This is a genomic window from Microcoleus sp. Aus8_D2 (genome assembly GCF_036702665.1).
GTDB lineage: Bacteria > Cyanobacteriota > Cyanobacteriia > Cyanobacteriales > Microcoleaceae > Microcoleus.
Map to the genome: position 1 here is coordinate 34,600 of NZ_JAUBUN010000038.1, position 13,075 is coordinate 47,674.

Here is a 13,075-nt window from a genome sequence, read left to right on the forward strand (position 1 = left end):
GGATAGCTTCACTTCACCTACTCGATCCAATTTCCTAAACAGAATCAGGATCTATATTCAACTCCCGCAACTTCGCCGCCAATCTTTCAGCGCGTTGTCGCTCATCATCAGCGCGTTGTCGCTCATCATCAGCCCGTTGACGTTCCGTTGCAGCTTGCTGTCCAAGTTCCTGCAATCTGGCTTGTTCTTCCTTAATCAACCCTTCTACCAATGGCGGACACAATATTTCATCCACTGATAATCTCAGATTGGGAAATACTACAGATACCATTCCTTCACCTGGCAAGTAATTTAGCTCTGTATAAACGTCATCACCTTCGAGAAATGCCATAACTCGCACCCGCTGTCTGTTTTCGGCAGGGTCAACAATTACATATTCTGCTACGTTAGCTAGTTCGTATTCTGTTCGTTTAAGTACGTAATCTGCGCGCCGATCTTTGCTGACTACTTCTATTACTAATAATGGCGTTTCATCAAAGTCAAGGATGCCCGAACCGGGTCTGGCTAGAGCTTGTTGCCACAAATTTTCTGTGCAGACGACGACATCGGGAATTCGGGATGTCGCATCTTCTGTTCTGACTCCTACAGAAGTTTTTACGACTAAATCTAGATTGTGTTCCGCTAGATAACGCTGCAATTTATAAACCCAAAATTCGCAGATGCTTGTATGTAATGCGCTAGCCGTTGCCATCGGAATTAATTGGCCTCTGTACAGTTCGTATTTTACATCGTCCTGGCTTTGATAAACTTTGTATTCTTCAAAAGTTAATGTGGGCGAAGTATCGAGCTGTTTTTCTTCGACTGCTGGCACAACAGATTGAGACATATGTTTTTTCCTATGTCGATAGTTTGCTATACTCAACTCTCATGTTAACACTGAAGCCATTCGTTCAGAAAATGCCGCTCGCGCTGAAATATGATTTAAAAAATTTTTTACGACCAAACAAGGGTTGGGTGTATTTCGTCCACCCCATGTTTAAGGTGCGTCGCTATAATATTGTCTGTGGAATGCCAGAGATTTGGCGATCGACGCACCCTACGAATACTGTGGCATCAGTTTTGAACAATGGTGTCAGGTGCGTCGCTATAATATTGTCGGTTGAATGCAAGAGATTTGGCGATCGACGCACCCTACGAATACTGTGGCATCAGTTTTGAAAAATAATATAAGTATTTGGTTCGGTTCACCAGACCTCTTGCAAAAATAGCTAGGAACAGGCCGGAGAGCCTGTTCCAAAATTTAATTAAAAGAACTTTTGCAAGATATCTACCATTTGGGCGAGATCCTCAACAACGCTGTAGCAGCCTCGCTGTCGAGAGGTTTAGAGAAAAAGTACCCCTGACCGTACTCGCAGCCGAGCGCCCGCAGTTGAGCTAATTGCACGGCGGTTTCGACACCTTCTGCGACTACCTCCATCCCCAAACTGCGCGCTAGCATGACGATCGCCCGCACGATTTCCAAATTTTCGCCCGCTGCTCCAATGCGACTGACAAAAGAGCGATCGACCTTCAAAATATTAATCGGGAACCTGTGCAAATAACTCAGAGACGAATAACCAGTACCGAAATCATCAATACACAGCTCAATTCCCAACTCCCTCAACTGCGAAAGCATCGCCGCCGCGGCTTCCCCATCTTCCATCACCACAGTCTCAGTAATCTCCAACTTCAAACAGCGAGCATCAACACCCGTTTCCTGCAAAACTTGCTTGATTTGCTCGATCGACTCCGGTTCTGAAAACTGCCTCCCCGAAAGATTTACTGCTACTGTCAGCCGCGAATTTCCCACAGGTAAGTTCAAACTCTGCCACTGAATAATTTGGCGGCAGCTTTCGTTCAACACCCACAAACCCAAAGGCATAATTAACCCAGTTTCCTCCGCCATCGCAATAAATTCCATCGGGGAAACTAAACCCCGTTCCGGGTGCATCCAGCGCACCAGCGCCTCAAATCCGATAACTGAGCCACTTTTCAAACAAACGATCGGCTGATAATAAACAGTAAAAGGACATTCCAATTTAGCAGGAGCCGATTGCGATTTCAGACGCTCCAACTTCCAGTCGATTTCGCAGAACGGCGAGTTTTCCACCGCCGCCCCACCTGCTACATCCACTATCGAATACTTCAAATTCAGTTCATCAATCGACTGCCGCAAATCGTGTTCCAAGTGCATCAAAGCCACAGCCCGAGTGTGCATCGCACTCGTAAACACTTCGTAGCGAGCTTTACCGAGAGATTTTGCTCGGTACATCGCAATATCAGCATCGCGCAAAATATCTCCCGGCCACTGATATTTGTCGGTACTCAAAGCAATGCCGATGCTAGCAGTAATTAAAACTTTATGACCTTCCAAATAAAGCGGTCGTTCGATCGCCCTGAGAATTTGCTTGGCTTGGGCGATGGCTTCATCAACACCTTGAATCTCTTCGAGCAAAATCACAAACTCATCTCCGCCCAGACGCGCCACCGTATCTCCCGGGCGCAAACAAGTCAAGAGGCGGCGAGCCACAGCCACCAACAGCCGATCGCCCGTGCGGTGTCCCTGACTGTCATTAATCACCTTAAACCTGTCCAAATCCAGAAACAGCACTGCGAATTGATAGTTCGGATGCCGTTGGACGCGAGCAAAAGCTTGACCCAGCCTGTCAGTCAACAAAGCGCGGTTCGGCAATTCCGTCAGGGCGTCGTGCAAAGCATCGTGCAACAATTGGTCTTCAGCCGCCTTGCGTTCAGTCACATCGTGACAGTTGACGACAATTCCCCGCACCGAAGGTTCAGCAAGCAAATTCGTCGCCACCGCTTCCAACACGCACCAGAAACCGTCCTTGTGCCGCACTCGGTATTCCGCCAATCCCAGGCCAACTCTCGGCATTTGGATGACACCTTTAAAAACTTGATCCACCATCGGCAATTCATCGGGGTGAATCAAGTCAAATACAGAGCGGCCGAGGACTTCCGCCGTCGGGTAGCCCAAAATTCGCTCTAGGGAAGGAGAGACATAACGGCAAAAGCCTTTCTCGTCGAGAATTACAATAATGTCTCTAGCATTTTCAATCAGCGATCGAAAACGCTTTTCGCTTTGTCGCAGTTCTTGTTCCGTGCGCTTGCGATCGGTAATGTCGGTATTCATGTAAATCAGACCGACTATTTTCCCCGTGCTATCTTTAATCGCATCGGCCCGCAGCAGCACTTGCAAAATTTTGCCGCTTTTAGTGCGGTTGGTAATTTCACCAGACCAAGAATAACCCCGGGCGATCGTATCGAGAACCTCCCTAGCGACTGCGGGGTCAGCAACAACTGCCGGTATACCTCCAGCGAGTTTAAATTCCTCTGCGGTTTCCCACTCAAATAGCTGAGAAAACGCTGGATTTTGATAGATGTGAGTGCCGTTAGCATCGCTAATGCCGATCGCGTCGCTCGAACTTTCCACCGCCTTGCGAGTCAGCACCAGAGCTTCTTCTGCTCGTTTGCGCTCGGTAATATCAATCCCTACCAGACAAGCGGCGTTACCCCGATCGTACTTTTGAGCCACAATCAAATAGTGTCCCGCCGACTTTCCGCCCTGGGTTTTCACCTTAGCGCTGAGTTCTTTAACCGCTTCTGTAACCTCGCCGGCAAAAAACTCCACCACAAAAGAGTAAAAATCCGAGCTCGCGCCCAGAAAACCGATATCTTGACCCACAAAGGCCGACGGCGACAAACCGTGCAGTTTGGCTAAATGGCGGTTGACGCCCAAATAGCGCAAATCCGAGCTAATCCAAGATACTATGCCCGGAACTGCTTCCAAAATCGTTTGCAGTTGGTCGTTCGCTTGCTGTAAGGCTTCCTGCACTTCGATGCGCTCGGATAAGTCGGACTGAGTTCCGACGAAGTGAGTCAAATTACCGCTGTCGTCTCGCAGGGGAGATAGCGACAATTTGTTCCAAAAAGCAGTGCCGTCTTTGCGGTAATTTTTGATTGTCACCTGCAATGCTAGACCTTGGCGCAAGGCTTCGCGGATCTTAGCTACCGTAGTGCGATCGGTATCGGGGCCTTGCAAAAATCGGCAGTTGCGGCCCAAGATTTGACCGGCTGCGTAACCTGTGATCCGTTCAAAGGCCGGATTGCAATAAATTATGGGACAGTCGGGTGCGCTGGCGTCAGCAATGATAATACCGCTGGTAGTAGCATCCAAGGCTCGATCGCGCAGCCACAGTGCTTCTGACGCAGTATCGCGATCGGCTGCGTCCCCCACTTCACCTAAATTATAAATTGACTGGTTCTCCCGATTTCCCATCAGCCAAACTTTCAAGTAAACCTTTGCAATTTCCGAGTTGTTTCTTACTTTAACGTTTTTCAGGACTCGCGAACGTACATTGCATCTTGGTCTTTAACTAAGCGGGATTTCAAGTTAGTTGTTAGTTTTATTTTCAGCGCTTACTGCGCCGGCATTTACAAAAAGCGCATCTTCACTGTCACAGTAAAAAACCCTGATTTCCTCTCCCCCTCTCCCCGTCTCCCCCTCTCCCCGAATCCCCGCACTCCGTCAATCAGGATGCGCAGCAGCTTATTTACCAGGAGTCGCAGCTTGACCGGTAGGAGGCGCAATATTAATCAGCGGTAGAGCTCCGTTGCCGCCCATTACTGTCGGAAATTGGCCGTTCCATTTTTCGATCGCTTGCTGCTGCAAAATTTCGGGAGTTAAAGTTTGTCGCTGCAACCGTTGAGCTTCTGCTTGCCCTTTAGCCCGGTTAATTTGGGCTTGAGCATCTTGGGTTGCTTTTTTAACTGTAAATTCTGCTTGTTTGGCTTCTTGTTCTGCTATCTGTTTGGCTTCGATGGCTTTGCTAAATTCAGGAGAAAACCCAAAGTTCACCAAGGATACATCTCTGATGATGATGCCGTAAGGTGCTAAGCGTTTTTTGAGAGAGTTGTCAATTTCTGTTTTGAGTTCTGTGCGTTTAGTAATAATTTCTTCGGCTGTTTTTTTAGAAGTTGCTGCTTTGAGGACTTCCGAAATCGCCGGACTCAGAATGCTATTGACAATTTGTTCTTCGTCTCCTACTTGCTGGAAAACTTGGTTGACTTTGGCGGGGTCTATGTTCCAGTTAATTGCCAAGTCTGTACTAATTTTTTGCAAGTCTTTGGATGCTGCGTCTGCTTTCAGGTCTGTTTTTTGGACTCGGACGCTCAAGGTTTTGACAGAAGTGACGATCGGAAAAATCGGGTGGATGCCTTCATCTAAAATCGCGTTATCTACCTTGCCAAAACGCATGATTACGCCGCGTTGTCCGGCGCCGACTATGGCAAAAGGTTTTAAAATTAAGGCGGCAATGATGAAGATGATGCCACCAAGGGTGTAGAGGGTTAGGTTGTGCCGAACACTTTGCATGGTTCTCATATGTTAATTCCGCGTTGAGTTGTGTTACGGGATGTTAGTTTTATAGCAATTTTCAAGTGAGTGAGGTACTGATTGGTAATTGGTAATTGGTAATTGGTAATTGGTAAGACAACTGGCGAGGAACTCACGAAAGTCGATCGCCGCCATACCTCATCTGGCTGATCGAGGCTATAGATTCGGTCTGATCTAAGATTATAACTTCATGTTAATGGTGCAAGAATTCATAAATTAATTGATTTATTTTCATAAAAGTCATATAATTTTGAGGGGGACGCGAGCCTCTCAACTGCAAAAAATCTACAATTCCCGTTAGAGCGACGATCTGCTATGAACAATGGCACTTGTACCAAGCCCAGATGATTGATGAATAAATGTTTCAATATCTAGACAAATGGGATGATTTCAGATAAAGAAGTGAATTGAAAGCTCGATCGATCGCTCTCTCTACAAGCTATAGGATGGCACTCTGAGCTCAAAAGCTTTTGGGAAAGCTAAAAAATCAGGCTCGAACAGGTAATTTTTGTGAAGTTTGAGAGAAAAATTGCAGGTGGGCGCAGGTGAAACCTTTGCAGGTTGGTGCAAGCACCAGCGCAAGATATATATAATTTAAGTCGAGGAGGTACAGACTCTATTTGTATAGCAAGCGCCCTGGGCATTAGGACGTTCTTAGTTACTGAACTGCTTTTCCTCCTTCTTCCTTCTTACTTCTTCCTTCTTCCTTTTTCGGTCAAGCGGTCAACTGTCAAGCGGTCAACTGTCAAGCGGTCAACATCTGCTAGAGAATGGGCTCGCTCCCGCTTTACTCAACCCTTCGGAGTATAAAAAAAGACTCCAGGCGCAAGTTTTGAATTTATATCGACAAATGTTAAAAATCCGAATTTGAAAATGGCAGAAAATCAGTTAAAGTTAGATGAGAACGGTTGGATAAAGATATCTAATGTTGCAGCGACACCCTTGGCCGCAGACAATTGAAGAGGCGATCGCCATTCAAGAAGAACTCCGGTCAGAGGTAATTACCGAAAATCAACTGGAGACAGTTCGGTATGTCGCAGGCGTAGATGTCGGCTACGACAGCGCAGACAGCGTATCGCTTGCGGCTGTAACAGTTCTGAGCTTTCCGGACTTGCAATTACAGCAGCAGTCTGTGGTTCGCAGTCCTACAGCTTTTCCTTACCTTCCGGGTTTCCTGTCTTTTCGAGAAGTGCCGGCAGTCCTTGACGCTTTAGACAATATCAGTTTGAGGCCAGACTTGATTTTGTGCGACGGTCAAGGAATCGCTCACCCCCGCAGGTTCGGTCTTGCCTGCCATTTGGGAGTTTTGACAGGAATTGCGACGATCGGAGTTGCCAAAACTAGATTTATCGGAGAACATTCAGAAGTAGGGTTCGACCGGGGCAGTTGGCAGCCCTTGCTGCACGAGGGATCGACGGTAGGCGCAGCGTTAAGGACGCAAACAGGGATAAAACCGATTTATGTATCGATCGGTCATCGAGTAAACTTGATAAAGGCGATCGAGTACGTCCTGAGCTGCGCCCCGAGATATCGCTTGCCAGAAACAACTCGATCGGCAGACCAACTAACATCGGGATAACTAGCGGGTGCCGAAGGCATCAAAAAAATAAAAAGTCAAAAGACAAAAAAGCATCCCTCTTTGGACTTTAAATTTTTGAGGTGTCGCCGTTAAGTCGAAAAATCCTCTGAGTGTATCGCCAATCAGCTTTCGGTTCCATCCTTCCAGCGAACTAAAGAATGACTATACCTGAGAAAGAGGTATAAAAGTTGGGGGATTTCTAGAATGATTGAAAGACAGTAATCAGCTTAAACATTGGCGGCTTGAACTACAGTACCCGGGCGTGAACTATGTTTAGTTCACATTTGTAAATTATCAAACAGTCATCCTGCGACTTAAACTCAAAGTTTACATTCGTCACATGACGTTTCATAATTTACCGTCTCACCTCTCACCGCTGGCTGGTAGCCCCAACTACAGTGGGAGGTGGAGGCGGGATCGATCTAAAAAATCAGCACACAAACAAGGAGACAGTCATGGCTGAGAAAAGCAAACGCGGATTCGCATCTATGGACGCAGAAAAACAGCGCGCAATTGCTAGCAAAGGCGGAAAAGCTGCACACGCAAAAGGAACTGCGCACGAATTTACTTCGGAAGAAGCTAGAGAAGCGGGTCAAAAAGGTGGCGAAGCTGTCAGCAGAAATCGGGAACACATGGCTCAAATTGGTCGCGAAGGCGGGCGGAAAAGCCGCAAAAGCGAAGCTTAATTGAGTCTGTGACAATTTCAACACAGTGACTGAAATATCGTCACTGTGGGATTCTTAAGCAGTTCTGAAACCCTCTTGAGGGTCAACAAGTTTGCGGGCTAGACAAGGCAAGCAAACACCAGTCTGTCTCTCGACAAAAGCCAATCCGATCGCAAAAAGCCCCGATTTCGGGGCTTTTTGTTTGTAACACGAAATATTTGGTTAAGGAATATAGTTCGCGATCGCACTTTTGACCTCAGAAACCCGGTTTATTTGTAGATTTCTCCTTCCCAAACCTAAAACTCGTAGAAACCGGGTTTCTTGGCCCGATCGCGCGATCCCGGAAACCGCCCAAAGTATTGATATAAATAAGTAAGATTTTTATATATTTCAGGAAATTATAGAACCATGACAAACCAGCTCAACTTAACCTGGACAGAGGCTGGGGTGCGTCAAACTCAGACGATTCAAAACGGACAGCCAAGCAAAAACCCCGGAAGCGTGAGACTCGGGCGCGACCCGGCAAAGTGCGATATAGTATTTTCCGATTCCAGCGTATCCGGGTTGCACGTCGAAATATTTTTTAATCACGAATTGCAGGAGTATGCAGTGCGGAATTTGCGCGCTAGCAATCCGCCCCTGGTAGACGGAAAAATTCTCGCCTCGGGCGAAACAATATTGAAATCCGACAGCCGCATCCATTTAGGCCAAGTGGAAATCGAGGTGGTGGAGGTGACGGAAGTGCAGGTAGCCGCCCCGCTGACAGTTTTGCTCTCCGGGCCTCCGGTTCAAATTTCTTCCCCGCCAACGCAGCCTTCCACCTACGGTTTGCAGTGTCCCAAGTGCAGCCGCGTTTCGCCTTACGCGCAGTTGAGTGCGGGGTGTCCGTGGTGCGGCACTTCTTTGGCAGCGGCGGTGAGCGTGGTACTCTCTACGTAAGGCTTTCAAAAAGCCAAAACCGGGCGATCGCGCGATCGCCAATGCTAGGATCGTGCTGGAAACAGCACCTAATTTTCGCTTCTTGACACTTTTGGGACTGCATTCAATCCAAAATCTCAAATATCAGGGGCTGAATCACCAGAAATCCACAGATATTCTTGGTTTCTAGCCCCGATGCACCTAAAACTATTAAAGTTTTTGAGATCAGCCCGAGTTCAAATCTGTCAAATTCAAAAATCTTTTTTCGCAGAAAGCTCAAAGCCGACGGCTGATGTTTTAAAAATAATAATGAATCCTCAACCCTTGCACCTGCGACTGACTTGGAAAGATACAGCTACGGGGGATTGTCGCTCCCCGATACTCGACTTGCCGATCGCTTTGGGACGTATTTTTGAAGGTATGCCTGCTACTATTAACGGGGAGCGAGTGTCTCGAATTCCCCTCAAAAGCAGTCAAGTTTCTCGCTTCCACGCAGTGATTACCACCGAAGGCGACTGTATTGTAATCACTGACACGGGCAGCCGTAACGGTACTTTTGTCAACGGTGCTCGCCAAACGCGGTGCGTGCTGGCAAACGGGGATATGCTGCAAATCGGGCCCTACGCGATCGCCATTTCATTTGCTATTAATTCCACAGAAACCCCGTCTGTCAATTCTCACATTTTCTTTAACCCGCAGACCAATAGGCCAGATCCCGCGTTGGGGCAGCCAATGGTGTCGCCGCTTCCTCAAACAAATAGTAAGGGAGAATTTCCGCCGATCGCATTTTTGCAGGCAAATCAAGTCACAATGCGATCGCTCCAATCAATGGGACTCCCTGTGGAAGAAATTGATTGGGCTGCGGTTGGCGGCGGTTTGGGCAGCTTGATTTGGGTGGATTTGCTGAGAATTTGCGGCGTGAAGGTCGATCGAATTGCCGTTCTGGGCATGGAAGAGCAGCCTTACGCCCGTTACCGGCGGTTGTGCCTGAATTCTCAAATTCCGCTCAGGGAACGGCTGCGATCGAATTCTGACTCGTGTCCGGACAACATTTGGGGCTGGCCTCCCTATGCTGTGCGGGAAGCTTGGCAGGCATTGCTGAAAGGGCGGTTGATGGTGTCGCTCAAGTTGATGTGGCAGGTGTTTGCGGAACCGACTTTTGCCGAAACTTATACGCCGCGCGCCGGTAATGTGTTTGACTCGATTGACAGGGAAACTGCACGTATCGGGTGGAATCAGATGTTTCGTTACGGGAGAGTGCGGGCTATTCGCCAGACAGATGACGGCAGGTACGCGATCGCTTATTCTCGATCGAATGCCAACCAGCGCGATCGTGCTTTTTTAATCGCCAAATACGTACACTTAGCCACCGGCTATCCCGCGATTCAATTTTTACCTGACTTGCAAGAATACCGCGAAAAAACCCAGGATTTTGAGTCGGTTGTCAACGCTTACGAAAGCCACGACAGCGTTTACGAAAAGTTGGAGGCGAGGGGCGGCAGCGTGTTAATTCGAGGGCGGGGGATTGTAGCTTCGCGGGTGGTGCAGCGACTTTACGAAGCGCGACAGCGGAATGCCAATATTCAAGTATTGCATTTGATGCGATCGCCCAAACCTCAAGGTAACAAATTCGATCGGGCTGTGCGACAAGTCGAAAATCACTATGAATTTCAACCTTTCAACTGGCCCAAAGCCTGCTGGGGCGGGGAACTCCGCGTACTTTTGGAAAAAGCCAAACCGGAATTTCGCCCGCAGTTGCTGACAGACTGGGGCGGCACTACCACAGCCCAGCGCAGCGACTGGCGGCGGATTGTCAAACAAGGTTTAAGTCAAGGGTGGTATCAAATTACCTTCGGCGAAGTCGAGCGAGTCGAGCGCGACAGTCAAAACCGCACGGTGACGTACATTCGGGAGAAGGATCTCAAGGGGCAAATTAAGTTAGAAGCTGATTTTATTATTGACGCGACGGGTTTGGACGCTAAGGTAAAAACCAGTCCCCTGCTAGAGGATTTGGTAGTTCAATACAATCTACCCCTCAATAATTTGGGACGTTTGAGCGTTAACAACGATTTTGAAGTGCCCGAATTGCGTAACCCTTCCTCTCTTCACCCAGAAGGGCGGGTGTACACAGCGGGCGCGATTACTTTAGGGGGGCCTTACGCGCCCGTAGACAGCTTTTTGGGCTTGCAATACGCCGCCCTGCGTTCCGTTGAAAGTCTGGCAGCTAACGGAGCTCCGGGTGTCGGGAAATTGAGCGTTTGGCGATCGTTGGTGCAATGGTTGAAGTGGATTTTCAATAAATCTCCCGGCTAAATTGAAGAAGAAGTTCGGCAACGGATTTTGTAGCGGATTTAACGGATGTAAAAGAGCTTCGCCTTCTACCTCAAATCCCAATCCCCAATCCAAAATCCAAAATTCAAAATTCAAAATCCAAAATTCAAAATTCAAAATTCAAAATTCAAAATTCAAAATTCAAAATTCAAAATTCAAAATTCAAATCGAATGACCCCCACCTTATTCGGCCGCTGGCAAACTCGGTTACTGCTATTTGCAACCGTAGGCGTTTTAGTAACGCTGCCATTTTTTCTAGGTTTAATGACCTCCAAATCAGGCGCGATTTTTTTCTGGATTTTAGGCTATGTAGCAATTTTTGGCATCGGCTGGGATATCTTATATATCTACATCCAGCATTTTCGCTGGGATCGAGATTGGCCCGGAGCATTTCAATTAATCGCCGGGATTTGGGAAGCACTTTTTGTGTTATTTTTAATCAAAATTATCGGTTTGCCCGGAATACCTGGGCAAGATTTTGACTTGGGAGCTTTTGCATTGCATTACAGTTTAGTGTGGCTGGCTATTTATCTAGCATCGCAAACACTGATGCGGATTTTATTTCCCTACTGGCGTTTCCGAGGCGGCCAATGGTTGTAAGAATTAAGATGTACACCAACGGTAGGGAAACGGCACTGCCGTGTCCGGCGCGGGACTCTGCGACTTTTAATAATAGTCAGGTGCGCGCCCAACCGAATTTATAGTAAGCTTAGTTTAAAATAACTGGGATGATTCAATGTATCGTTCTCCCTGTATATTCTCCTTTTTTTCCGGTTCAGGATTTCTTGACCTCGGTTTTGAATTAAGCGGCTTTAATGTAGCCTATGTCAATGAAATTTTCCCACCTTTCATGCAAGCATACCGCTATTCTCGGCAGTGTCTGAATTTGCCGCTACCAGAATACGGATACTGCGAAGCAGAGGAAGCAGATGTCACTCAACTTGTAGGGGGAAAACCAGCTTTTAGGCTGCGGGAATTGATGCAGGATGCCCGCAACCATCACGATCTTGTGGGATTTATCGCGGGGCCACCTTGTCCTGACTTTTCTGTGGGTGGTAAAAACCGAGGTCAGGAAGGAGATCAAGGCAAACTTTCAGCTTCGTACATTGAATTGATTTGTCAGCAACAGCCGGATTTCTTTTTGTTTGAAAATGTCAAAGGTTTGTGGAGAACTAAAAAACATAAAGCTTTTTACGACGAACTCAAGCATAAGTTGGCTGATGCGGGATATTTTTTTGTGGAACGTTTAATAAATGCGATCGAATACGGCGTTCCGCAAGATAGAGACCGAATTATTTTGATTGGCTTTAGCAAAAATCTTGTCAAAAATTTGGGCATTTCCCTAAATGAAAAAAATCCAATGTTACCTGAAAATTTATTCCCCTGGGAAACTCAGGTATTATATCCCAAATCAGAAGTTTTTTCTGATCCTTGGTCTGAAAGAAATGCTTTTGTAAAGGATGGTTTCTTGCCTTGTCCCGATGGCATCACTCCCGAATTAACAGTTGAGTTTTGGTTTCAAAAAAATGATGTTCTCAATCATCCCAACGCAGAACATTTTTTTCAACCAAGAGCAGGTATTAAAAGGTTTGCTGAGGTCGATGAAGGAGACGATTCAAAAAAATCTTTTAAGCGCTTGCACCGATGGCGTTATTCGCCGACAGCTTGTTATGGCAATAACGAAGTTCACTTGCACCCTTACAAAGTTCGCAGGCTTTCTGTTGCAGAAACACTGGCTATTCAGTCACTGCCAAAAAAATTTGCGTTTCCGAATAATATGACGCTGACTAATATGTTTAAAACAGTGGGGAATGGGGTTCCCTACTTGGCTTCCCAGGCTATTGCTCAAACAATTCTTGTATTTTTGAAGACACAATATGGTTGTTGAGTTAATTAGAGTTTTGGTGCGTGAGGCGCGGTTGAAGATTGATTGTCAGTGACGCAAGTTAATCGGCGCGCCTCACACACCCTACAGGTTGGTGGAAGGTCTTTTTCAAATGAACTGAGCCCAATAAAAATTCACAAGGGTTGAGGCGTAGGGTGTGTCGCCTGCGATAAATATCTGCATCAAAATCGATTTTTCGAGTAGCGACGCACCACTACATATTGGTGGAAACTATTTTTAAAATGAATTGAAAAAAATCAAAAATTACCAAGGGTTTAGGCGTAGTTTTGGTGCGTGAGGCGCGG

At 47.0% G+C, this 13,075-nt stretch carries 9 protein-coding genes; 6 read left to right on the forward strand and 3 right to left on the reverse strand.

The window, feature by feature from the left end; all coding sequences use genetic code 11:
- Nucleotides 1-34 precede the first annotated feature (34 nt).
- The 3 genes from QUB64_RS24550 to QUB64_RS24560 all read right to left on the reverse strand — a co-directional run bounded on the left by QUB64_RS24550 (nucleotide 35) and on the right by QUB64_RS24560 (nucleotide 5,380).
- On the reverse strand, nucleotides 35-826 hold the full coding sequence (locus QUB64_RS24550) for a Uma2 family endonuclease (protein ID WP_333277290.1): 792 nt from the start codon (nucleotides 824-826) through the stop codon (nucleotides 35-37).
- Nucleotides 827-1,267: 441 nt separating this feature from the next.
- A complete protein-coding gene (locus QUB64_RS24555) occupies nucleotides 1,268-4,276 on the reverse strand; it encodes an EAL domain-containing protein (protein ID WP_333277287.1) in 3,009 nt (1,002 codons plus the stop codon).
- Between the two features lie 270 nt (nucleotides 4,277-4,546).
- Nucleotides 4,547-5,380, reverse strand: coding sequence for a prohibitin family protein (locus QUB64_RS24560; RefSeq protein ID WP_333277285.1), 834 nt, complete (start codon nucleotides 5,378-5,380; stop codon nucleotides 4,547-4,549).
- 937 nt (nucleotides 5,381-6,317) lie between these two features.
- Between QUB64_RS24560 and nfi the strand changes: the two genes are divergently transcribed.
- From nfi to QUB64_RS24590, 6 genes are all read left to right on the forward strand, one after another.
- On the forward strand, nucleotides 6,318-6,971 hold the full coding sequence (gene nfi, locus QUB64_RS24565; RefSeq protein ID WP_333277283.1) for a deoxyribonuclease V: 654 nt from the start codon (nucleotides 6,318-6,320) through the stop codon (nucleotides 6,969-6,971).
- A 455-nt stretch (nucleotides 6,972-7,426) separates the two neighbouring features.
- Complete coding sequence (locus QUB64_RS24570) at nucleotides 7,427-7,657, forward strand: KGG domain-containing protein (RefSeq protein ID WP_293149797.1); 231 nt, start codon at nucleotides 7,427-7,429, stop codon at nucleotides 7,655-7,657.
- Between the two features lie 387 nt (nucleotides 7,658-8,044).
- The gene (locus tag QUB64_RS24575) at nucleotides 8,045-8,575 is read left to right on the forward strand and encodes an FHA domain-containing protein (RefSeq protein ID WP_333277281.1); all 531 of its coding nucleotides are present in this window, start codon (nucleotides 8,045-8,047) and stop codon (nucleotides 8,573-8,575) included.
- Nucleotides 8,576-8,863: 288 nt separating this feature from the next.
- Nucleotides 8,864-10,867, forward strand: coding sequence for an FHA domain-containing protein (locus QUB64_RS24580; RefSeq protein ID WP_333277279.1), 2,004 nt, complete (start codon nucleotides 8,864-8,866; stop codon nucleotides 10,865-10,867).
- Nucleotides 10,868-11,056: 189 nt separating this feature from the next.
- Nucleotides 11,057-11,485 carry a hypothetical protein gene (locus tag QUB64_RS24585; RefSeq protein ID WP_333277277.1) on the forward strand — a complete coding sequence of 143 codons (429 nt, stop codon included), beginning with the start codon at nucleotides 11,057-11,059 and terminating at the stop codon, nucleotides 11,483-11,485.
- Nucleotides 11,486-11,621: 136 nt separating this feature from the next.
- Nucleotides 11,622-12,773: a DNA cytosine methyltransferase gene (locus QUB64_RS24590; protein ID WP_333277275.1), complete on the forward strand. Its 1,152-nt coding sequence runs from the start codon at nucleotides 11,622-11,624 to the stop codon at nucleotides 12,771-12,773.
- Nucleotides 12,774-13,075: the final 302 nt, after the last annotated feature.